This is a genomic window from Bacillus sp. 522_BSPC, assembly GCF_001076885.1.
Lineage (GTDB): Bacteria > Bacillota > Bacilli > Bacillales > Cytobacillaceae > Niallia > Niallia hominis.
On record NZ_JVDT01000162.1, the window covers coordinates 18,210 to 40,327 of the forward strand.

Annotated in this window: 21 protein-coding genes and 1 riboswitch; of the genes, 12 read left to right on the top strand and 9 right to left on the bottom strand. The window is 34.3% G+C overall.

The features are described 5' to 3' along the window. Positions 1-11: 11 nt before the first annotated feature. The 6 genes from ADJ83_RS13910 (at position 12) to ADJ83_RS13935 (ending at position 8,275) form a co-directional block, all read left to right on the top strand. Positions 12-1,448, top strand: a complete 1,437-nt coding sequence (locus ADJ83_RS13910; RefSeq protein ID WP_048718040.1) for a DHA2 family efflux MFS transporter permease subunit — start codon at positions 12-14, stop codon at positions 1,446-1,448. 188 nt (positions 1,449-1,636) lie between these two features. Beyond that, positions 1,637-2,860 carry a Bcr/CflA family multidrug efflux MFS transporter gene (locus tag ADJ83_RS13915; RefSeq protein WP_031537941.1) on the top strand — a complete coding sequence of 408 codons (1,224 nt, stop codon included), beginning with the start codon at positions 1,637-1,639 and terminating at the stop codon, positions 2,858-2,860. 227 nt (positions 2,861-3,087) lie between these two features. After that, entirely contained in the window at positions 3,088-4,092 is a 1,005-nt protein-coding gene (locus ADJ83_RS13920; RefSeq protein WP_048718043.1) for a hydroxyacid dehydrogenase, read from the top strand. A 311-nt stretch (positions 4,093-4,403) separates the two neighbouring features. Beyond that, positions 4,404-4,490: riboswitch (cyclic di-GMP riboswitch) on the top strand. A gap of 145 nt (positions 4,491-4,635) precedes the next feature. Then, positions 4,636-5,181 carry a WxL domain-containing protein gene (locus tag ADJ83_RS13925; RefSeq protein ID WP_031537939.1) on the top strand — a complete coding sequence of 182 codons (546 nt, stop codon included), beginning with the start codon at positions 4,636-4,638 and terminating at the stop codon, positions 5,179-5,181. A 481-nt stretch (positions 5,182-5,662) separates the two neighbouring features. Further along, positions 5,663-7,048, top strand: a complete 1,386-nt coding sequence (gene ltrA / locus ADJ83_RS13930) for a group II intron reverse transcriptase/maturase (RefSeq protein ID WP_031537938.1) — start codon at positions 5,663-5,665, stop codon at positions 7,046-7,048. A 207-nt stretch (positions 7,049-7,255) separates the two neighbouring features. After that, positions 7,256-8,275, top strand: a complete 1,020-nt coding sequence (locus tag ADJ83_RS13935; protein WP_031537937.1) for a DUF916 domain-containing protein — start codon at positions 7,256-7,258, stop codon at positions 8,273-8,275. A gap of 82 nt (positions 8,276-8,357) precedes the next feature. On the opposite strand, the gene ADJ83_RS13940 is transcribed toward ADJ83_RS13935, so the two are convergent. The 4 genes from ADJ83_RS13940 to ADJ83_RS25250 form a co-directional block, all read right to left on the bottom strand. Beyond that, positions 8,358-9,119, bottom strand: coding sequence for an SDR family oxidoreductase (locus ADJ83_RS13940; protein WP_031537936.1), 762 nt, complete (start codon positions 9,117-9,119; stop codon positions 8,358-8,360). Between the two features lie 56 nt (positions 9,120-9,175). Then, the gene (locus tag ADJ83_RS13945; RefSeq protein ID WP_031537935.1) at positions 9,176-9,547 is read right to left on the bottom strand and encodes a MerR family transcriptional regulator; all 372 of its coding nucleotides are present in this window, start codon (positions 9,545-9,547) and stop codon (positions 9,176-9,178) included. A gap of 167 nt (positions 9,548-9,714) precedes the next feature. Next, complete coding sequence (locus ADJ83_RS13950) at positions 9,715-11,373, bottom strand: ABC transporter ATP-binding protein (protein ID WP_048718048.1); 1,659 nt, start codon at positions 11,371-11,373, stop codon at positions 9,715-9,717. Positions 11,374-11,437: 64 nt separating this feature from the next. After that, complete coding sequence (locus ADJ83_RS25250; RefSeq protein WP_048718049.1) at positions 11,438-12,733, bottom strand: radical SAM/SPASM domain-containing protein; 1,296 nt, start codon at positions 12,731-12,733, stop codon at positions 11,438-11,440. A gap of 415 nt (positions 12,734-13,148) precedes the next feature. Between ADJ83_RS25250 and ADJ83_RS13960 the strand changes: the two genes are divergently transcribed. The 3 genes from ADJ83_RS13960 (at position 13,149) to ADJ83_RS13970 (ending at position 16,190) form a co-directional block, all read left to right on the top strand. After that, positions 13,149-13,901, top strand: a complete 753-nt coding sequence (locus ADJ83_RS13960; protein ID WP_048718051.1) for a MurR/RpiR family transcriptional regulator — start codon at positions 13,149-13,151, stop codon at positions 13,899-13,901. A gap of 82 nt (positions 13,902-13,983) precedes the next feature. Next, positions 13,984-15,438 carry a glycoside hydrolase family 1 protein gene (locus tag ADJ83_RS13965; protein WP_048718053.1) on the top strand — a complete coding sequence of 485 codons (1,455 nt, stop codon included), beginning with the start codon at positions 13,984-13,986 and terminating at the stop codon, positions 15,436-15,438. A gap of 362 nt (positions 15,439-15,800) precedes the next feature. Next, positions 15,801-16,190 carry a hypothetical protein gene (locus ADJ83_RS13970; protein WP_048718055.1) on the top strand — a complete coding sequence of 130 codons (390 nt, stop codon included), beginning with the start codon at positions 15,801-15,803 and terminating at the stop codon, positions 16,188-16,190. A gap of 165 nt (positions 16,191-16,355) precedes the next feature. On the opposite strand, the gene ADJ83_RS13975 is transcribed toward ADJ83_RS13970, so the two are convergent. The 4 genes from ADJ83_RS13975 to ADJ83_RS26235 form a co-directional block, all read right to left on the bottom strand. Further along, positions 16,356-16,601: an indolepyruvate ferredoxin oxidoreductase subunit alpha gene (locus ADJ83_RS13975; RefSeq protein ID WP_048718056.1), complete on the bottom strand. Its 246-nt coding sequence runs from the start codon at positions 16,599-16,601 to the stop codon at positions 16,356-16,358. Between the two features lie 29 nt (positions 16,602-16,630). After that, positions 16,631-17,047 (bottom strand): hypothetical protein, encoded by a 417-nt coding sequence (locus tag ADJ83_RS13980; RefSeq protein WP_048718058.1) that lies wholly within the window; start codon positions 17,045-17,047, stop codon positions 16,631-16,633. Positions 17,048-17,113: 66 nt separating this feature from the next. Beyond that, positions 17,114-17,593: a helix-turn-helix transcriptional regulator gene (locus ADJ83_RS26230; RefSeq protein ID WP_235252119.1), complete on the bottom strand. Its 480-nt coding sequence runs from the start codon at positions 17,591-17,593 to the stop codon at positions 17,114-17,116. Between the two features lie 129 nt (positions 17,594-17,722). Further along, entirely contained in the window at positions 17,723-17,869 is a 147-nt protein-coding gene (locus ADJ83_RS26235; protein ID WP_235252120.1) for a hypothetical protein, read from the bottom strand. A gap of 118 nt (positions 17,870-17,987) precedes the next feature. Between ADJ83_RS26235 and ADJ83_RS13990 the strand changes: the two genes are divergently transcribed. Further along, the gene (locus ADJ83_RS13990; protein WP_048718060.1) at positions 17,988-19,910 is read left to right on the top strand and encodes a right-handed parallel beta-helix repeat-containing protein; all 1,923 of its coding nucleotides are present in this window, start codon (positions 17,988-17,990) and stop codon (positions 19,908-19,910) included. A 79-nt stretch (positions 19,911-19,989) separates the two neighbouring features. Here the strand turns inward: ADJ83_RS13990 and ADJ83_RS13995 are convergent, their stop codons facing one another. Further along, complete coding sequence (locus tag ADJ83_RS13995) at positions 19,990-20,625, bottom strand: pentapeptide repeat-containing protein (RefSeq protein WP_048718061.1); 636 nt, start codon at positions 20,623-20,625, stop codon at positions 19,990-19,992. Positions 20,626-20,783: 158 nt separating this feature from the next. Between ADJ83_RS13995 and ADJ83_RS25255 the strand changes: the two genes are divergently transcribed. Continuing rightward, positions 20,784-20,915 (top strand): YuzL family protein, encoded by a 132-nt coding sequence (locus ADJ83_RS25255; RefSeq protein WP_152910826.1) that lies wholly within the window; start codon positions 20,784-20,786, stop codon positions 20,913-20,915. 650 nt (positions 20,916-21,565) lie between these two features. Beyond that, positions 21,566-22,021 carry a MarR family winged helix-turn-helix transcriptional regulator gene (locus ADJ83_RS14000; protein WP_031537928.1) on the top strand — a complete coding sequence of 152 codons (456 nt, stop codon included), beginning with the start codon at positions 21,566-21,568 and terminating at the stop codon, positions 22,019-22,021. Positions 22,022-22,118 lie beyond the last annotated feature (97 nt).

The following is a 22,118-nucleotide window of genomic DNA, read 5'->3' on the forward strand; positions in this document are numbered from 1 at the left end:
GGAAGAGCAGTTTGGATGAGGAAACGAATGTAGAAACTAGAAAGACTAAGCATGGCGTTTTGATTGCCATGCTATTAGGTTCATTCAGTGTAATATTAAATAACAGTATATTAAATATTTCTATTCCGTCTTTTATGCATATGTTTGATATTAATGCAACGGAGGCACAAAATGTAATTGTTGGTTTTATGATACCCATGATGGTAACAATGACATTATCCGGGTATATTGCTGATTTATTTACTCGAAAGCTAGTATATATACTTGGTATGTTATTGTTTTTATGTGGATCCTTATTAGGAACTATCGCTTGGGACTTTCCATCATTAGTTATGTTTCGAGTGGTTCAGGGAATTGGTGGCGGTCTTGTAATGCCCTTGAGCATTTCCATATTATTTAGTTATTTTCCGAAAGAGGAAAGAGGATTTGCTACAGGAATATGGGGTGTTGCAGCGATGATGGCACCTGCTATAGGACCAACAATCGGGGGATTAATTTTAGAGTATAGCTCTTGGAAAATGCTATTTGCAATGAATATTCCTACAAGCATTATTTGCATCTTTGCAACTAGTTACTTTATTAAAGAAAAGTGGCAGAAAAAGAAGCTTAAGTTTGATATGATGGGATTTTTATGTATTACCTTAGGTATTGTATGCTTAACGTTAGGGATTAATAGAATTCCTTATGGCTTTACAGAAAATAATTGGTTGACTATATGTCTAATTTTAGTAGGATGTATTGGATTTGTATTATTTATCTATACTGAATTACATACAAAGTTTCCCTTAATCGACTTGAGAATATTTAGAAATTCCATTTTTACTAATAGTACCATCATTGTAGCAGTTTGTACGGCTAGTCTTTTTAGTGGTGTATTATTATTACCTTTACTTTTACAAGAAGTTCTCCATTTTAGCGCTCTGGCAACAGGTTTTATCTTATTTCCACAAGGAATTGTGATGGGCATAGCAATGACGATAGGTGGGAAAATATTAGATCGAAGTGGTGTAAGATTTATTTTGCCACTAGGTATATTACTGTTATCAAGTGTAACCTTCATTTTAGGTCTAACTGCTGGTAATATTAGTGAGATGTTATTAATTACCTTATTAATAATTAGGGGATTTGGTATAGGGTTTATAAACACACCAGCTACTACAGCAGGATTAAATGCATTACCTGAATTCCAAGTATCTCGGGCAATGTCAATGAATAACGTAATAAGACAACTTATTGGAGCGATAACAATTGTGTTGTTTTCTATGTTTTTTGAAACTAGGCGGATTATATATATGGAGCATATGTCGGAACAAGAAGCTGGTATATTATCAATACAACAATCCTTTTTAATTATGAGTATAATAATATTACTGCTCATACCATTCTCTTTAAAAATGAGCTATAAGAACAAAAAAATAAATAATATGTCGCTACGTAAATTAGGATAAGATGGGACAAGGGGTCTGACCCCCTGTCCCAAAAAATATGAAAAAAATAAGTGCATAAGTAGTGAAATATTTCAAGATTCGTAATACAATATGTAAAGCAACAAATGCTTCCTTCTTTGAAAGAAGCATTTTTTTTGGTTCATATTCGAAAGGATATAGAAAATTTATTGTAGGAAGGCGATAGAAAATTGAACACAATATCCAATACTAAAAGGCTACAAATTGCTTTTCTGTTGGGATCATTATCCCTATTAGGTCCATTTACAATCGATACATATTTACCTGCGTTTCCAACGATTGTTGAGGAATTTCACACGAGTGCCTCTCTTGTGCAAGTTAGTTTAACGACTTGCTTATTAGGATTAGGTTTAGGCCAGTTAATTATTGGGCCAATGAGTGATGTACAGGGCCGTCGAAAACCATTGCTTATTTTTCTCGGTTTATATTTATTATCTTCATTAGTCTGTGCGGTAGCGCCAAATATCTATATGTTGATTGTTTCACGATTCATACAAGGATTTGCAGCGGCAGGTGGTCTTGTTATTTCAAGAGCTGTTGTTCGAGATCTTTATAGTGGAAGAGAACTAACAAAGTTTTTTGCTACATTGATGTTGATTGGAAACCTTGGACCAATTGTGGCGCCAATTATCGGCGGGGCTATTCTTTCCTTTGCAAATTGGAAAGTGGTTTTTCTTGTTTTAACATGTGTTGGCGCCATTTTGACGGTAGTCGTTTCCTTTAAACTAGAAGAAACGTTACCAACTGAAAAACGTGTACCAAGTAATATGAAACAAGTAGTCATGAATTTCGGTTCCTTATTAAAAGACCGTGAATTTGCCGGTTATGCATTTACACAAGGCTTTACCACAGCAGGAATCTTTGCCTATGTATCTGGTATTTCTTTTGTTTACCAAAATATTTATGGCGTTTCCCCTCAAGTCTTTAGTTTATTGTTTGGAATAAACGGGGTTGGCTTAATTATTGGAACACAAATTGTTGGTCGATTATCTAGATTTTCGGAGAAAACCTTCTTGAAAAGTGGTTTAGTTCTTTCTATGTCCGCTTCTATTCTGTTAGTAATTGCGATTTTATTACATGCACCATTACTAGCTGTTGCAATCCCAATTTTCCTATTCGTCACTTCTATCAGTATAATTGGTACATCATCCTTCTCTTTAGCAATGGAAACAAAGGGACATATGGCAGGAAGTGCATCTGCATTATTAGGCTTATTACCGTTTTTACTAGGTTCATTAACTGCACCATTAGTAGGAATTGGAGGAGAATATACTGCTCTACCGATGGGAGTTATCATCTTCGCATCAAGCTTATTAGCTTTCTTATCCTACTTTATATTAGTGCGAAAAGCTCCTTTAAAAGTGAATACACCAAAGCATGCTACGCATAATTAATGAAATATATCTTTTCTTTAAAACAGGTACTTTCGAATGAGAAAGTACCTGTTTTTTTGGAGAAAGAAGAACTTTGTTTGATTCTTTTCGATAAATGACAAAATAGTTTGATAAAATGAACAAGAAAAGAAAATAGAGTTAACACTAGCTCCAAATGCAAGGAAAGCTAATTTCTTTATTATTCCACAGGAAAATATAAACCAGCTAATAATGAGGAGGTATGGCGGATGTCAAAACCTAAAGTGCTGCAAATATTACCCATGTATCATGAAGCAGCTGAGAAAATCTTAAACAATAAGGCAGAGGTTATAAGAACAGATGATTATAGTATGGAAAATTTATGTGAATTAGTTAAAGATGTGGATGCAGTAGTTTTAAGAGCGCCTGCACGAATAGAAAAAGAAGTAATTGAAGCTAATCCTCATTTAAAAGTGATTTCTGGAGCAGGAGTTGGGCTTGATAATATTGATGTTGCATATGCCACAAAGGTAGGGATTCCAGTATTGCATGCACCTTCCGTAAATAAAGTTTCCACTGCAGAGCATACCGTAATGTTTATCATGGCATTAAGTAAGTCCCTTCTAAACTTTCATAAAGAAATGGAAAAAGGAAACTTTGATTCGAGGAATCGAATAAGTACCCAAGAATTAAAGGGGAAGAAAGTAGGGCTAATAGGTTTCGGGAGCATTGCACAAGAGGTAGCAAAGCGATTAGTGTATGGGTTAGATATGAAGGTAGAAGCTTGGGTAAGAGAGGTTAGGCCTACTAAACAGAAAAAAGCGAATGATCTAGAAGTGGAAATTACCGACGATATCAAAAAAGTATTTGCTGAGTCTGACTTTATATCTATACATATTCCATTAAATGAAGAAACGAAATATTTCATTGATAATGCGTTATTTTCCTTGATGAAACCAACAGCATATATCATTAACACAGCAAGAGGTGCTGTCATTAATCAAGAGGATTTATACACGGTTTTATCAGCCAATAAAATCGCAGGAGCTGCCCTTGATGTCTATGAAGTGGAGCCAATATCAAAAGACAACAAATTATTAAGCTTATCCAATGTCCTACTCACCCCACATGTAGGTGGAACAACAAGGGAAAGTAATTATATTATGGCGACTACTGTTGCACAAAATGTTATTAATTTCTTAAATGGAGAGGAGCCAGAGTTTATTGCTAATCCAGGTGTTTTGAAGAAGAATGAGGGTCTGATTAGGAAGTAATAGTAATAAGTAAATTAGGATTAATGGTTAAACCAATAATGTAATATCTGAAGAAAGCTCACCGACATAAAGGTGAGCTTTTAATGTCCTAATATTTAATCAATTATTGTATTACTTCTCTTTTTTTGTAATTATATTAATATATTATAAATGCTTATTTAGGTATATTTTTTCACATTAGTTCGAGTTAATTACTATTCTGGAAAAATTTTATATCTATCTCTTTTTTCATATCCAGAGTATAGTTAGTTTCAGAGAGTGATGGACGACGATAATCGACATAAATACAGAGAGTCAAAATCGTTCTCATTCTGCAACAAAGGCAAACCAGTTGAAAAATTGGGACGCAAAGTTACAGACCTAAACGTGAGAATCACCATGGTGGCTGAGCTGCTGAAGGATGGAGAATGATACTCGTGTTATGAGTTGAAATTCAAGATTCTTCCGATTCAAAAAATTTGTGTTGGAGGGATTTTTTTAATGGATAAAAATAACGTGCTTATTTCAAATAAATTAAACAAACAGTCTAAAGGAGGAAATTCAATGATTAAAAAATTATTTGCAACTGTTTCTACTTTAGCAATTATAGGTTCCGCATTGGTTGGTGGACAATCAGCATTTGCTGCTACAACAGCAATCGAAGGTGGTTCATTATCATTTGGTACTCAACCAAGTGTTGATAACTTTGGCTCTGTAACTCTTAATGGACAAGTTCAAAATAGTACTGCTGCTGTTAGTGCATTTACTGTAATTGACGCAACAGGAACCGGAGATGGATGGAACGTTGTGGTGAAAGCTGATCAATTTACGGATTCAGCTAATGGATTAACATTACCAACCAATTCAATTGATATCGATCTTCCAACAGTGACTGCGGATACCGGAGCTAGTGAGTTAGCTACCATTTCTAAAGCAAGTGGTAAAATAGATAGTTCTACTGGTGTGAAAATTCTTTCTGCTGCTGAAGGCGGCGGCATGGGTACGTATAATGTAGATGCAAACAATTTAACGTTAACTCTTCAACCAAAAGATGTTAAAGCAGGAACATACACTTCAACAATTTCAGTAACTGTTACAACTGGACCATGATATAAGCGAATTCCTAATGTGACCATGTCTAATAAGGCATGGTTTTTTTGTGTGCGCCCGGCATGGGCTATAACTTGGTGGTGAAAGTCCACTACAGGCTTGGCAGTAGGAACTGTTAGCTAATGGCAAGGGTGTCCATCGTGAGGTGGAATCTGAAGGAAGCCGGAGGCAAAATCCCGAACTGACGGACAGAAACTATATATAAGGCTGAATTGGGATGGACGAGTTTGCACAACAAAACAAAGTCCAATACTGCACGAGTCCCATACAGTAAATATAGCAGTTACATGGGAGGAAGGTTATAGCTCTTACCCGGGGAGGTCTTACAAGGGTTCCCGACAAGAGAGATGGAATATCTCACAGGAACAAGTTGGTCAGTGATGACAAACTGAATTGTAAGAAGTCAGCAGAAGCCATAGTAGTTCCTTTGGAATGAAGGGCTGAACAATAACAATCTTGAAGAAATGCGGAGGTGAAGACAGTGCAAAGACCACAGAATACATTGGAAAATGGCTATTTGCAAAGAGATAAGTTGGAAACTGAAGAGTATGCAAAAGTGTGCAGTACTGTCCTTAAAGAAGCAAGACGACAAGATGGTATCGACTTAATTGACAGAATAATTGATGATAATAATCTACTTAGAGCATGTGAGAAGGTCAAGGCAAATAAAGGTGCACCCGGTATTGATGGGATGACAGTAAATGAACTTTTTGGTCATGTAAGTAAATACCACAAGCAATTGAAAAGAAAATTGAAGGATGGCACTTATAAACCTTTACCTGTTAAACGTGTTGAAATTCCCAAACCAGATGGGTCTAAACGTAAGTTAGGCATTCCATGTGTAAGGGATCGTATGGTCCAACAAGCAATCTATCAAGTAATCGGTGGGATAATCGACCCTCATTTCTCAGAAATGAGCTATGGATTTAGACCCAACAGAAACCAACATCAAGCCATTGAGCAATCCATCAACTATTACGAACAAGGATATAAAGTGGTTGTAGACTGTGACTTAAAGAGTTACTTCGACACCATAAATCACCAGAAGTTGATGGAATACCTAAAGGTATTTATACAAGACAATATAGTCCTAAAGCTAATTTGGAAATTTCTTAAGAGTGGAATCCTTGAAAATGGACTAACAAAATCAACGGATTCTGGTGCTCCTCAAGGCGGCGTTCTTTCGCCAATATTGAGTAACGTCTACTTAAATCAACTAGATAAGGAATTAGAGAAACGTGGACACAAGTTTGTGCGCTTTGCGGATGACTTCTGCGTTTATGTTAAAAGCAATCGAGCTGGGCAACGGGTACTAGAAAGTATCTCTAACTTTCTAGAGAAAGATTTGAAACTGACGGTTAACAGCACTAAGAGCCAAATTGGAAGTCCAACAAAATTGAAATTTCTAGGTTTTTGCATACACTCTACTTCTAAAGGTGTTAGTTGTAGACCGCACCAGGCAGCCAAAAAGAGATTTAAAGTTAAATTAAAATCCCTAACCAGACGAAATCGCCCAGGTAAGTTTGAGGAAATAGCCAAAGCAATTAACCAAGCGACTGTTGGTTGGATAAATTACTATGGGATTAGCTTGATGAAGAGGTTTATTAAAGATATTGCACAATGGTTGAATCATCGATTAAGACAGATTATATGGAAAAGATGGAAAAAGGTCAAAACACGTTATGCGCAACTAAGGAGATTAGGCATCAAACATGAAGAGGCTTTGAAAGTAGCTAATACCCGAAAGGGTTATTGGAGGATGTCGGGCTGTGAAACGCTTCATACGGCAATTAAAATAAAGACGCTCATTAAATGGGGTCTAAAAGACCTTAACCATTTATATGAACGTCGATACTTAAGTTATTGAACCGCCGTATACGGGACCGTATGTACGGTGGTGTGAGAGGTCGGGAGTTAATCACTCCCTCCTACTCGATTTATTATTAATCCCTTTTTAGCATTAAATATTCAAAGATAAGGAAGACATGTTCAATCGATATTGTTTTTTCTTTTTCTACTCTAATGAAAATTCTCTAACTTGGTTAAAATAAGCCAACGATAGGGAGGTACAAGCATGAAAGTGTTTCGTATTTTATTTTTAATACTCATATTTGGAAAGGCATCTCCATTAGTTAGTATATATGTGAAGGCAGAGGAAGCTAGCGTTCCTTTAACCATTGAGCCAATCTATCCAGAAAATCAAAATCTTCAAACAAAAGGGTACTTTGATTTGTCTGTAAATTCGAGCGAAGTACAAACACTTCAAGTGCGCATTACCAACAATGAGGACAAAGAGGTAACGATAAGTATTAAGCCAGCAAATGCTTATACTAATCCAAATGGTGGAATGCTCTATGAGGATGAGCTATACTCTACCGATACCGTTCTTTTGGAGGATGCTGTTCGATTGGCTGAATTTATTAAAGTAGAAGAGACTGTAAAGGTACCTCCATCAACATCTGTGGAGGTACCCATTGAGTTAACAGTTCCAGAATTAGATGGAAAGCATATTTTAGGGGGTATTCTTTTTACAATGCAAGGAGAGGAAACGGAAACACAACAAGAAGCGGAAGAAGGTACTGCGAATTTTATTTTGAAAACAGAGACCGTCTATGCCATTGCACTTCAACTAAATATACCAAATGAAGTGCCTGATAACTTCCAATTTGGAGAAGCAGGTTTTAGTGGCGAAACTGGTTTTGTGTTTATGGAAATGAGCAACGATGCAAAAAAAATACAAGAAAAAATAGCAGGTACTTATTCGGTTTCAGATAAGGATGGAAACGAGTTGTTTAAAGGGGAATATGGACCTTTTAAAATGGCCCCTAAGACAAAAATAAGATATCCAATCCAATGGAATGATGAAACACTTGAAGATGGCGACTATACATTAAATATAAAAGGGAAAGTTGATGGGAAAGAGGTATCCACAGCTAAACCCTTTACCATTAATAACAAAGATGTAACGGAATATGTAGAGAAAACACAAGCTACTCAAGTGAAAGTAGATAATGGCATTCCAATATGGGTTTGGATAATTGGAGCGGTATTATTTGGTTTAGTAATGTTTTTGATTGGAAAAAGAAGAAAGTAGAAGATTGGATATAGAATTTAATTCACTAGAAAAAAACTCATCCAACACGGTGAGTTTTTTTCTAGCGAAAGTAATATACGATTTACTCTATCGTCTTCTTCATCGCATTATACATATTTTCCACATGCTTATCCGAATCATCACGTGACATTCTCAAGCGATTGACAGAACTACCATATCCGATCTCCATCTTTCCTTCTTTTAATCCTTGGAAAATTCCATCTGCGAATGCATCTAATGGTTCGCCACTAGTATGTAAGCCGGCACCGCCTAAATCTGTATTTACAGCAGGAGGAGCAACTTCGATTACTTCCACAGAAGTGTCGGAAAGCTGGTGTCTTAAACTCATGGTAAAAGAATGCATTGCTGCTTTGGTTGCTGAATAAATCGGAGCAATTGCCATCGGTGTAAAGGCTAAGCCTGATGTTACATTAATAATGGTCGCATTTTCTTTTTCTGAAAAGTAAGGCGCAAACAACATAGATAGATGGATAGAAGCTTCCATATTAATGGTGATTTCTTTGTTGAAATAACTCCAATCATTCTTAGCGTCTGCTTTTAACACATTAAAACGTTGTTGAATTCCTGCGTTGTTCACTAACACATTCACGTCTGGATAGTTCGTTGTAACCCAATCGAATAGTGCAATACGGTCAGTTTCTACTGCTAGATCGCTCACATATGTAATAAGGCTAGGGAATTTCTCTTTCGCCTGTTGAAGTACCTCTTCTCGGCGACCACAAACAATCACTTGATTCCCTGCTTTCATAAATCGGTCTGCAAAAGCTAATCCGATCCCGGCGCTTCCACCTGTAATTAGAATTGTATTGCTTGAGAGTTTCATTTGGATTCCTCTTTTCGAATTATTTTATACTATATATATAGCTACTAAATTTCTTTCTATATACTTTCCTCTATCTTTTTCGTATACCGTGAAATTTTTACATCAATTCCTTTTAGGGATTCCTCCATTAACGATATCTCAGCGACTACATCTTGTTTGTGATTTTCCATCATTGCAAGTCGTAGCTGAATGGTGCTGTCTCCTTCTATAATCCAATCAATATACTGTTTAATCTTTTTTATAGGCATATGCGTATTCTTTAAACAGATAACTGTTCCGAGGAGTTCCATTTGATTTTCGGAAAATAACCGCCTTCCAGCTTCATCACGTTCTATTAATGGAAGCAGTCCTTGCTTTTCATAATATCTTATCGTTGATTCAGGAATATTAAATTTAGCTGATGCATCACTGATATGACAATATTTCATTCGGAGACCTCCATTCATTGTCGACAGAATTAGTATACGACTTAAACTACGGTTTAAGTCAAGTAGTCAAATGAGGGGGCTCGTAAAATCAATAAAAAAAGAGCAAATTATTGCCCTTTCTCTTTTTCCTTCATTAATTAAATATTTGTTTCTGATTTTCTTCCTAATCATGCTAAGAAATGCACATAGGAATGTGGTCTGTGCATAAGTTGTTCGAAAGAGCCGAATTCTACTATATTCCCGTCTATCAAAACAATAATTTCGTCATAAACAGATAAGTTTTCTTTTTCCAAATGATGAGAAACAGATACAACCGTTAATTCTTTATCATATAAGATTATTTGTTCAATTTCTTTTGCTGTTTCCCTATCTAAAGAGGATGTCGCTTCATCCATAAGGAGGATTTCACGATTTCTTAAAAAGGCTCGAGCTATTTCGATACGCTGTCTCTGTCCACCAGATAAATTCTTTCCATCTTCTCCAACATTATAATCTAACCCTTTATCAAAAATTACTTCAGATAGTCCAGCCCGATAACAAGCATTCATAATATCTGCTTCACTGTAATTCTCTCCAAGTAGTATATTATTTCGAAACGTATCATCAAATAAGAACGGCTTTTGATTAATCATGGATACTGTCTTATAAAAAGAAATGGCATCAACATCTAGAAAGTTAACACCATCAAGTTTTATCGTACCTTGATAATTTTGAATTCTCTTTTGCAGAATTTTTAATAAGGTGCTTTTTCCCGAACCTGAAGGACCAGTAATAAGAATTTTTTTCCCTTTTTTTATTTCAAGGTTTAAATCAGAAAGAATCATTTTATCTCCTATTTTGTAGGTAAGACTCTCGCATGTTAATGAATCTTTAAAAGGGATTGCTTGATGATTAGTAGGTTTATCGGGTGTATTTGTTATGAATTTTTGTATTCTATCGCGAATTTTTTTTGTAGTTAATATCTTATTATACTCCTCCAATGAATCAAGTGCTGGAGCAATGACAGTATTAGAAAGCTGAATAATGGCAAGAACTGTTCCAATCGTGATCTCTCCCCTAGTGGCGAGAATTATTCCATATATATTAACAAAGAAAAAGCCACAAATCCCAAAAAAACCAACAATATTATCTGAGAGTATACGCCAATTGTTTAATGTCGCAAAACTTCTTTCCACGGTAGAATTGTAGGTTAAATGATCTTCAATCATTCGCTTTTCCATACCGTAGCCTCGAATAATATCTATACCTGTAAAAGCATCCTTCACTTTCCCAGTATAGATTTCACTTTTATTTGTCCAGTCTTCTGTTTGGTCAACGATTCTTTTTTTTAATAATTGTGGGACTAAACTAGGAATGATAAATACTACTATTAATAGAATAGCCATCGTACTATTAAGAAAAAAAATAGCGCTAATCGAGATTAAAAATATAATTAGGTTTAGGATAATTTTTAATAGGGCGTCATAATAGTTAGTTTGAACCAATTTTAAATCGTTTAATAAAAAGGAAACATAGGATGAGGTATTCTTTTCTTGAAGTAAATCATCTGAATGAATAAACACTTTGAAAATCCTTTGTTTTAAAGCTGTAATATTCATATAAACTATCTGATGGACAGTAAAGTAATATAATGTTTGACTAATCATAATCAAAAAATAACCGCTAATGGAAAAGATGATTAACTTTACAAGAGGAAGTTTATTCGCCGCTTCAAAATAATCGAAAACTTCTTTAAAAACAAAGGCTTTAAAGGTATTTTCAAATGCAGCCAATGGTAGTAGAAGGATAAATATGATTATCCATTTTTTATTTATATTTTTTAACAATTGAGTCACCTTCCTATAAGTTTGCTTCTCTTTAAAATGAATTTTTATGTTAAGGAAAATTAAATTAAATAATATTATGAATTCTATCTAATTTAGAAACGATATCATCTATTCTATCGTGGTGTTTTGCAATTAAATCGAATACCATTTTTGTTTCTTGCCTTTTGCTTTTACAACGAATCTCTTGATATGGATTTTCATCAACTCTTTTACATAAGATACATCTAAAGCGAGCGATACATATCTCACACTCTTTTCGTTCTTTCGTTTTGGAATGAAAGATTTGAGGATAACTCATTATTTTTTTCCAGACATAACTTAAATCTTCGTTAACTATATTGGTGATTTTTTCAGAAGTATTAACAAATAAATGACATGGCCAAATATTTCCATTTGGGTCGATAGATAGTAACTCCAAACCAGCTTCACAAAAGTGGAACCAATCTATTTCTTTCGAAAAGAAATAAGATAATATATCAGCTGTGCTAGTTCTCATAAAATAAGATTGTTCATATAGAAATTCTTCAAAGTCTTCTTCAATTTCTTTTTTACTTATATTATAAACATTATTAGATGTTCCTACTTCCCATACATCATTAACTGCTATATTCGATATACCAAAATCACTATAGATTTTTTGAGCAATTTCTTTTTTTGAATAAAGCTTATTAGTAGAAGGAGTATAAGTTGCTTGAATGGAAAGAATTTTATTAGGATTTTTCATTTGGATTTGTTTTACATTCTTTAGTATTCTTTCATATGTTGGATTGTTTTTAATGTCTCTTCTATGCTTATCATGAATTTCTTTTGGTCCATCTATACTTACAGTAATTTTAAAATTATACTTTAAGATTAAATTCATAATGGTTGGATTTAATAAATTTGTTCCATTAGTCTGCATCATAAAAGTTAGATGAGGATATTTTTCACAGAAATACTTAATCATCTTAGAATTAAGAGTCGGTTCTCCTCCAAAAAAAGTAATAGTTTTAATACTGGTAGCATAGTTGTCTATCAATTCTGTTACTCGTTCTGCAATTACTTCCTTCATAAATAATCTATTATCACCATAATCCCCCTGTCCAGCATAACAATATGAGCATCTCAAATTACAGCCATGCGAAACATTAAGCTTAATATTATCAATGATAGGAGTGAATTTATCAAACGTACTGTTCACAGGAACCCTTTGTTGAATATATTTTTCAATGTCAGGTAAAAGTTTCAAAGAGTCACCTTTATAGAGTTTAATGAAACCACTATAAAATTCTTCGTTTAATTCAAATATATCAAAAGTTAATAGATCGAAAAGTATGTGATTTTCTTCACTAATATAAATGCTATATTCTGGAATAAACATTAAATATTTCCTCCTTTAAAAAATCGAGATAATAAGTAATTTAGATTAAGTGTGAATCATTTATGTAAATCAGATGAAAAGTAAAATTCCCTCACTGTTTCTAAGATATTTGTGAGGGAATTTTAAAAATGATTAAACTTAACCGCAATTAATTCCAATACAATTTTTTGAACGAGTAGGTATATCAAAGTTTTTTTTCTTCATTTCGAATTTCCTCCTTTCTTGTATATTAATGTAAATTTAGTACAATTAGAAAAAAAAGTAAATAATATAATGAGAATATTCATAAGATATACACAAAATAAATTATTTTGAATTTTTATTAGAAGGTGGGAATCTAACAATTACTCATCAAACTTTCAAATCCCTAACCATCCCTACAAAAATATGTTACGATCATCCTGAGGTGGGAAACTTGGAACAATTGATTTATACTTTATTAGCTTACATAAATAATTCTTTAGAAAAAGATATCAATTATTCTATAGCCAATAGTTTTCTTGAAAATATCCATGATATTGAAGGCTATTCTTTAGAGGTGGCTGCGGAAAGATGTAATGTTGCCCCTTCTACCATAAATTGTTTTTGTAAGCGAATAGGGTTTCGCAATTTTTCTAATCTGCGAAACAGTGTTGCTTTTCAAGGTAGAATGTATGAGGAGAGAGAAAAACAGTTGAATGCAGATTTATTTGAATCAAAGCTAAAGGAAAATGTGGAGATCATTGAACGTATCCCGAAGGAACAACTAGAACGGATTATAAAAAAAATTCATGAATCTAAAAGGATTGTTATTTTAGGCTTTGAAAAACATCAAATTCAGGCGATGGAGCTTCAAAAACAATTATTTCTTCTTGGAAAGCTATGTGAATGCAATACAAATTTCTTTAAACAACTGGAGACATTAGAACATTTAACAAAGGAGGACATGATTATTACGATTTCTATCCAAGGGAATATCCTCATAGAAGAGTTGTCTATAAATGATAAAATAAAGGCAGCGAACGGAAAGAAATTATTAATTACATTTTCGGATTCAGAGCGACATAAGCGCGAATTTGATGAGGTCTTACACTGTGGGAATATCGAAAATAGTGAAGTTAGTAGTTACACGCTATTACGGTTATTTGATGTCCTTGTTTATCAATATCAAAAGCAGTATCCTTCTTAGAAACTGGTCTAAAAGAGACCAGTTTTTTTGTCTTTGTAAGCGTATCATTATCTATAGAGATTAGAAAAGGGAGGATATTATAATGAAGAAAAGTGGATTTCCTGAAGGGTTTTTATGGGGTGGAGCTACAGCTGCCAATCAATTAGAAGGTGCTTATAATGAAGGCGGGAAAGGATTATCTATTTTTGATATGGTTACATTCATTCCGAAAGAAGCACGCAGCAATGATATCGAGATGGATGTAAAAAGTAAAGCAGAATTGGAAGCGTTATTAGCTGGTAAAGATGGAGATAACTTCCCAAAACGTCGCGGAATTGATTTTTATCATCGCTATAAAGAAGATATCGCACTTTTTGCAGAGATGGGTTTTAAAACATTCCGTATGTCTATCTCTTGGCCACGTATTTTTCCAAATGGGGACGACTTGGAACCGAATGAAGATGGCTTAGCATTTTATGATAGAGTATTTGACGAGTTAGCTAAATATGGAATCGAGCCATTAGTGACGCTATCCCATTATGAAATACCCCTGAACTTAGTTCAAGAATACAATGGATGGATGGATCGAAGCTTAGTTGATTTCTTTGTTCATTATGCAGAAACAGTCTTGAACCGCTATAAAGACAAGGTGAAATATTGGTTAACTTTTAATGAGATTAATATCTCCACTCTTTCCCCTTATATTGGAAGCGGTATATTAATTGATGAGGTAGAGAATAAGGAACAAGCAATCTATCAAGCATTGCACCATCAATTTGTAGCAAGTGCAAGAGCGGTAAAGGCATGCCATGAGATTATTCCTGATGCGCAGATTGGCTGTATGCTAGCGCGGATGGAAGTGTATCCAGAAACGTGCAATCCTGATGATGTACTAGTCGCTTTAGATGAGGATCAGAAAAATTTATTTTTCACGGATGTTCAAGTGCGCGGATACTACCCTAGCTTTATGCTAAGCTACTTTGAGGAAAATGATATTCAAATAGATATGTTGCCAGGTGACGAGGAGCTGCTATTACAGCATACAGTAGACTTCCTATCATTTAGCTATTATATGTCAATGGTTGCGAGTGGATCACCAGATAAGTTAAAGGAAAAAGGAAACTTCTTCTCGGGAGTTAAAAATCCGTACTTAGAATCATCTGATTGGGGATGGCAAATCGACCCGAAAGGATTACGAATTACGTTAAAGAAAATGTATGATCGCTATCAAGTACCTTTATTTATCGTAGAAAATGGCTTAGGTGCTTACGATAAGGTAGAAGAGGATGGCTCTATTAATGATGACTATCGCATTGCATATATGCGAGCACATCTTGAGCAGATGAAAGAGGCGATCAAAGAGGGTGTAGATTTAATCGGCTATACTAGCTGGGGATGTATTGACCTTATATCTGCAAGTACCTCTGAAATGTCTAAACGATACGGCTTTATTTATGTAGACCAAGATGATTATGGAAATGGTACATTAGAAAGAACAAAGAAAAAATCATTTGACTGGTACAAACAGGTGATTGCTACAAATGGACAAAAGTTATAGTATTTGAGATTACAAACAGTGCTTCTTCCTTTCATGAAGGAGTTCTGTTTTTTATTTTTGGGACAATAATAGTTAGTTTAATAGAGTAATTGATTGATTTTTAAGAATAAAAAAACAAATCATAATATATTGATATAATAAAATAAGTATGCTAAAATGTTCCAGTCAAGCATCTTTGTGAGGGATTCTTCGGTTTATTTTTCAGCAGAGGATGAATAATATTCTAAGTTTTCTAATAATACACAACAATCTAAGAAATGTTATGATTCTATTTTTTTTCAAGTTTCTACATAGGTTTTTCATAAATTGTAGCGTTTTTTGGAATAATAATTATATTATATGCGTATAAGGAGAGGTTTAAAATGAGATATCTTTCTCTATTTATGGTAGCGTTCTTATTCTTGCTTGCAGGATGTGGAAATGCAGCGGAAGAGAACAAAGAAGAAGTAGTAAAAGAAGAGAGTAATGCAAACCAAGAAACAAAAGCTAAAGAATTAACAGATGAAGATAAGAAATTTATTAGCTTATTAGAAAAAGGCGACTATCAATCAATTATTGATGAATCAATTGGCCTTGGCAGTGATGCACAAGTGAATTTTTATTTTCTAGCAAATGCTTTTAAAGCAGTTCCTGATTATTCTTTAAGCAAAACGTACCTAAATAAATCAAAATATATTCCAGCTGAAATCGAAGATGAAGTGGAAAAGCTAAAAGAAGAAATTGATGCTAATCTGGAAAAAGAGGGAGCTTAAGGCGCAACCTTTTCATATGGTTAGATTAGGTGCTTGACCTAAACTTAAAAATCTTGCCTAGTAGTATTTAGGCAAGATTTTTTGTTGGATTTTTAGCTTAATAGAAGAATTCATCCTCCCCCTTAAAAAAACAAATCAACCAAAATAAAGTTGATTTGTTTCTTGTCATCCTTCATATGTTTTGTAAAAATCAATTGCCTTCTGAATATAGGCTTGCTCTTCCGGAGGCACTTCTTCTTCATGATAAATTGCTGAAACAGGACATACTGCTTCACATGCACCACAATCAATACAAATATCTGGATCAATATAGAATTGATCTTCTCCCTTTGCGATACAATCAACAGGACAAACATCTACACAATCACCTGCTTTTTCATGCATACATGGTGAAGTTATAACGAAAGGCATTGGAATCCCCCCTCAAATAATAAATATTATTAAGATCTTATGCTGAGTAGTACTTCATTCATTCGATTTATATTTTCTCGGATCTTTACGGCACTTAAGTAATCAATCTTATCATGATAGCTTTCGGGATGTTCCCTTTGCTCATCGATGGACATATGTTGATATTCATCAATGCCCCCTGTTGATGTTTGATAGTCCTCCATTAAGCTTGCTTCTAATTGTTGGACTATATTGTTTATTCTATCAAGGCTTTGTGTCATGGAGATCGCAGTGTTGATGATCTCTTCGTCTGATTTTGTAAGTCTATCCATTTGGCTATTCTGTTCTTGTAAGTCACTTTTTACTTGCTGAAGCATCGTATCTTTGTCAGCATCTACTTTCATATGATCAAGTATTTGTAACGTGTCGCCCATTAATATTTGTAATCTTCTTGAGGCGTTTTCCATAGAGATCCCACCTTTAAGCATTGTATCTATAAAATGTACATAAAATTAGCATAATATACATGATTATTACGAGAGTTCCCTGTATTTTCTAGGTGAAAAGTTAGTGATTTTTCTAAAATTCCGATGAAAAGATCGCAAATTATTGTACCCGCAGTTCATTGCAATTTCGCCAATCGGCTGTTGACTATTTTTTAACTGATAACAAGCCTGTGAAATTCGATATTGGGTAAGGTATTCGGTAAAAGTCATGTTCGTAATATGAACAAAAAGCTTGGAAAGGTAAGCGTAATCATATTGAAGATGCTTTGCAACAGCTTTTAATGTGCAATCCTGACTATAATGATTATCCACATAAAGGAGTATTTTATGAAATACTTTCATTTTTGTTGAGTACTCAACAGGCGTTAATTTTGTATTCTCTACTAAATTACCACATATATCATAAAGAAAACTTTTTTGACGATAAATAGAATCAATTGCGTCTAAATTTGGTGTTTCCTTTAAGTGAATGACATTATTATCAGGAATAAAGCCTTTGTAATTCATAAAAAAATGTCCTATTAATTCAGGTGAAAAAATAATGACACTGATATGGGAATGATGGATTGTTTTGAATTCATGCATTTGATTCGTGAAAATAAAGGCAACATCATTTTTTTTAAGTAAATACTCTTTTTAATCCACGCGAACGAATAGTTCCCCTTCGTTAACAATGATTAATTCATAGGCTCGATGAAAGTGGAGAGGAAAGTTGAAATTCATTAGGGTGAATTTTTCAAAGGATTCTTTTTCTTCTACGCCGTGATTTTCAAAAAAAACCAATTCTTTTCCTCCTATGCAAAAACACTAATATTGTCTTAAATTATACTACATTTTGAATAGTAACAACTTTTTAAAGTTTCTATAATGAGGACAGAGTCACAATGAAGGAGGAAGAAAAATGGCTGTAGAATATCACGTAGCAAAAAATGGTTCAGATCTAGGAGAGGGAACGATACAAAGTCCATTTTTAACCATAAACAAGGCAGCTTCAGTTGCGGTTGCAGGAGACACCGTTATTGTGCATGAAGGGGAATATCGTGAATGGGTAAAACCGAAAAATGCGGGATTAAGCAATACAAGAAGAATTACCTATCAAGCAGCTGACGGTGAAAAAGTAGTCATCAAAGGCTCAGAGCAGATTCAAAATTGGCAGCAAGTAGAAGGTACTGTTTGGAAAACGGAACTCCCAAATTCATTTTTTGGAGAGTATAATCCCTATAAAGAGGAAATATTTGGCGATTGGATTGTCTATAATCCAGGTAGACATCTAGGGGATGTATACCTAAATGGAAGGTCTTTTTATGAAGCAGAAACATTAGAACAAGTTAAAAATCCTCAAAAGCAAACAGAAGTATTAGATCACTGGACAAAGAAGGTTGTTCCTGTACATAACCCTGAGCAAACAGCTTATGTTTGGTTTACTCAGGTAAATGAAGACTCAACAAGTATTTATGCTAATTTTCACGCGTATAATCCGAATGAAGAGTTAGTGGAGATAAATGTTCGAAAAGCTTGCTTCTATCCTGAAGAAACTGGCATTAATTATATAACCGTAAAAGGATTCGAGATGGCCCAAGCAGCAACACCATGGACACCACCTACCGCTGATCAGCCAGGTTTACTTGGCCCTCATTGGAGTAAAGGATGGATTATTGAAGATAATATCATCCATGATTCCAAATGTAGTGGCATAAGTCTTGGAAAAGAAGGATCAACTGGAAATAACTATCGTACGAAGCGAAAAGATAAACCAGGCTATCAATATCAATTAGAATCTGTCTTCCTTGCGAGACAAGCTGGTTGGAGCAAAGAGAAGATTGGCTCCCACATCGTGCGAAATAATATAATCTATGATTGCGGACAAAATGGTATTGTTGGGCACCTAGGCTGTGTATTTAGTGAAATTTATAATAATCACATTTATAATATTGCCTTAAAGAGAGAGTTTTACGGCCATGAGATTGCTGGTATCAAGCTTCATGCTGCGATTGATGTCCAAATACACCATAATCGCATTCATGATTGTTCATTAGGAACATGGCTAGATTGGCAAACACAAGGAACAAGAGTCAGCAGCAATCTTTATTATCGTAATAATCGTGATTTATTTGTAGAAGTTAGCAGTGGTCCTTATATCGTAGATCATAATATTTTAACAGCAGATTACGCTTTAGATAATCATGCCCAGGGTGGAGCTTACATTAATAATTTAATTCGCGGAAAAATGGTCCACCGCAAAATGCTTGATCGTGCGACGCCATATCATTTTCCACATAGCACAGAGGTAGCAGGTTTTGCTGTAACGTATGGTGGCGATGATCGTTTTTACAATAATATCTTTGTTGGGGATGAGACGCTAGAAGGTGTTGGTACATCTCATTACAATGGCTATACAGCTTCCCTTGAGGAATATATTGAAACCGTTCATCAAGAAGAAGGCGACCATGAATCATTTAATAAAGTAGAGCAGCCGGTTTATATTAAGCGTAATGCTTATTTAAACGGAGCACGCCCTTTTGAAAGAGAAGAGGAAAAGCTAGTAGAAGATACCTTTAATCCAAGCTTAAAGATAGTAGAAGAAGGAACAGAAGTATATCTATCAATTGAACTTCCAGAGAACTATGAGAGTATTCTTGGCGAGGTACAAACAACACAAACACTTGAAAGAGTCCGCATTGTGGATGCTAACTTTGAAAATCCGGATGGAAGTGAAGTAGCTGTTGATACGGATTATTTAGGAGAATTAAGACAAGAGAGAAGTGTGCTAGGACCAATAAGCACATTGAAAAAAGGGAAGAATTATGTGAAGGTTTGGGGATAATGTTTGCATGAATCCTTCCATAATAGGATAAAAAAGCTAGTAAGTCAGCAATCGACTTGCTAGCTTTTTCTGTCTTAAATTAGTCGATGATTTCCAATCCTAATAAAGCGGAAAATTGAATCGCTTGATAAGTAGAAACCTTGCAGCCTCTTAAATCTGATGGGGATACCATTAGTGATTGGAAAGTAGATGTACTAATGTCCACACCATTAAGAGAAGTCCTTTCAAAATTAGCTCCATCCATTATACATTTTTTAAATTCTACCTTTTTAAAGATACAATCGTAAAAATCAGACGACTCTACTGGTGAGTCTAGAAACCGAACTTTTTCTAATTTGGAGCTCCCAAATGCCGCTAAATTTAATAAAGAATCATTAAATTGAACATTACCAAACCGTGAGTCTGTAAAATCTACGCCTAATAATTTGCAATTGCTAAATGTACATTTGTGTATCGAAGAAATGTTCATTTTGGCGTTAGAGAAATCACAGTTCTCAAAGACAACATCTGTCATTTCAATACCAGAAAAATCAGTGTTGATAAATTTACAATTTTTAAGCACCATTTTTGATAATCGCACTTTATTTAATACTTCATCGTTAAAAACGGAATGCTGAATCTGGCACATTTCTAGCTCTAGGTCTTCCTCATATAAAATATCATGAAAATTCCTTGCAGGTAAATTAGTTGGAATTTTTGGTGCTTCTATTTTCATTTAATTACTCCTCTCCAGTTACTTTCCTGTGTCATTAACTATAAGTAAATATGAAGTTAAATGAAAGACTGTATTTTTTAATGCATTTATGTGCAGCACAATTAGGTATTACATAACTTCCCTATTTCAAGGAACAATAGAAAGTGGAGGTGATTATCATGCCAAACAGAAAAGCAGATCCATCAACAATTGGCTTAGGCTCGACACAACCTGAAGGCCAAGGGACAACTACAAAGGAAACGGGGAGAACGAAGGCAGATTCTTCTCGAAAAAAACAAAAGAAGTCTTAATACTTAGCAAAATGAGTTAAACAGGCGGAAGCAATTCCACCTGTTTTTTTGTATTTTAGTTTAGCTGTTAGTTAAAGCCTAGTGTTGGCATATTTTGTACTTTGATATATATATAATTTGATCCAGGATTGAACCATATGTTCTAAAATAGGTGGGTTATGATCTAAAAAACAAATATATGATCCAAAGGGAGGGCGATATGATCCAAAAAACAAATATATGATCCAAAGGAAGAAGGATATGATCTAAAAAACAAATATATGGTCCAAAAGCAAGGGAGATATGATCCAAAAACGAATATATGGTCCAAAGCAAGGGAGATATGATCCAAAAAACAAATATATGGTCCAAAGTAAGGGAGATATGATCCAAAAAACAAATATATGGTCCAAAGGAAGAAGGATATGATCCAAAAAACAAATATATGGTCCAAAGCAAGATAGTATCCGCCGCTTTTACGACTCTTGCATTCTATTTTCGTCTATCCACCAGTAGATAGACGAAAAAGGGTGTGGTGTGAATAAGCAAGTATGAAACCTTTTTGGAATTTGAAGCCGATTTATTGTAAGTTTATCAGAAACCAGTTGACAGGCATAAAGAGTGTATTATATAATTATCTCGAATTCAAGATAATTGAAAGGGAGATTATCATGGATAATAAAGAATTATTAACATATGATGAAGATTTATCTTTAAAGGTATTTGTCGTCTTATCGAGAGCTTTGCAATCGATTAAGAAACGAGTAGAAGAAGATATAAAATGTCTTGGATTAAATCCTACAGAGTTTTCTGTTCTTGAATTAATTTACAGCAAAGGAGATCAGCCTATTCAAAAGATTGGTGAGAAGGTACTGATTGCAAGTAGTAGTATTACTTATGTTGTTGATAAATTAGAGAATAAAAAATTAATAAGAAGAAAGCCATGTCCTAAAGATCGCCGAATAACATATGCAGTTATTACCGAAGAAGGAACGGAACTGATGGACAAAGTCTTTCCAAAGCATAAGGCAGCAATGAGAGAGATATGTGGCGGACTGGAAATAAAAGAAAAAGAATTGCTGATTGAACAGCTAAAAAAATTAGGTCTCCATGCACAAAGCATGTAATTTTTTTAAATTAATATCTCGAATTAATAATACTTTAATTCATATTAATAATTACATTTTATAAAAAACGCACAAATGATTTTTCATCTATTATCTA

Excerpts from the sequence above, each read along its gene's own strand:
- ADJ83_RS13920 (WP_048718043.1), top strand. The coding sequence starts at position 3,088 with ATGTCAAAACCTAAAGTGCTGCAAATATTACCCATGTATCATGAAGCA.
- ADJ83_RS13925 (WP_031537939.1), top strand. The coding sequence starts at position 4,636 with ATGATTAAAAAATTATTTGCAACTGTTTCTACTTTAGCAATTATAGGT.
- ADJ83_RS13935 (WP_031537937.1), top strand. The coding sequence starts at position 7,256 with ATGAAAGTGTTTCGTATTTTATTTTTAATACTCATATTTGGAAAGGCA.
- ADJ83_RS13940 (WP_031537936.1), bottom strand. The coding sequence starts at position 9,119 with ATGAAACTCTCAAGCAATACAATTCTAATTACAGGTGGAAGCGCCGGG.
- ADJ83_RS13945 (WP_031537935.1), bottom strand. The coding sequence starts at position 9,547 with ATGAAATATTGTCATATCAGTGATGCATCAGCTAAATTTAATATTCCT.
- ADJ83_RS25250 (WP_048718049.1), bottom strand. The coding sequence starts at position 12,733 with ATGTTTATTCCAGAATATAGCATTTATATTAGTGAAGAAAATCACATA.
- ADJ83_RS13965 (WP_048718053.1), top strand. The coding sequence starts at position 13,984 with ATGAAGAAAAGTGGATTTCCTGAAGGGTTTTTATGGGGTGGAGCTACA.
- ADJ83_RS13970 (WP_048718055.1), top strand. The coding sequence starts at position 15,801 with ATGAGATATCTTTCTCTATTTATGGTAGCGTTCTTATTCTTGCTTGCA.
- ADJ83_RS13975 (WP_048718056.1), bottom strand. The coding sequence starts at position 16,601 with ATGCCTTTCGTTATAACTTCACCATGTATGCATGAAAAAGCAGGTGAT.
- ADJ83_RS13980 (WP_048718058.1), bottom strand. The coding sequence starts at position 17,047 with ATGGAAAACGCCTCAAGAAGATTACAAATATTAATGGGCGACACGTTA.
- ADJ83_RS26230 (WP_235252119.1), bottom strand. The coding sequence starts at position 17,593 with ATGAATTACAAAGGCTTTATTCCTGATAATAATGTCATTCACTTAAAG.
- ADJ83_RS13990 (WP_048718060.1), top strand. The coding sequence starts at position 17,988 with ATGGCTGTAGAATATCACGTAGCAAAAAATGGTTCAGATCTAGGAGAG.
- ADJ83_RS13995 (WP_048718061.1), bottom strand. The coding sequence starts at position 20,625 with ATGAAAATAGAAGCACCAAAAATTCCAACTAATTTACCTGCAAGGAAT.
- ADJ83_RS25255 (WP_152910826.1), top strand. The coding sequence starts at position 20,784 with ATGCCAAACAGAAAAGCAGATCCATCAACAATTGGCTTAGGCTCGACA.
- ADJ83_RS14000 (WP_031537928.1), top strand. The coding sequence starts at position 21,566 with ATGGATAATAAAGAATTATTAACATATGATGAAGATTTATCTTTAAAG.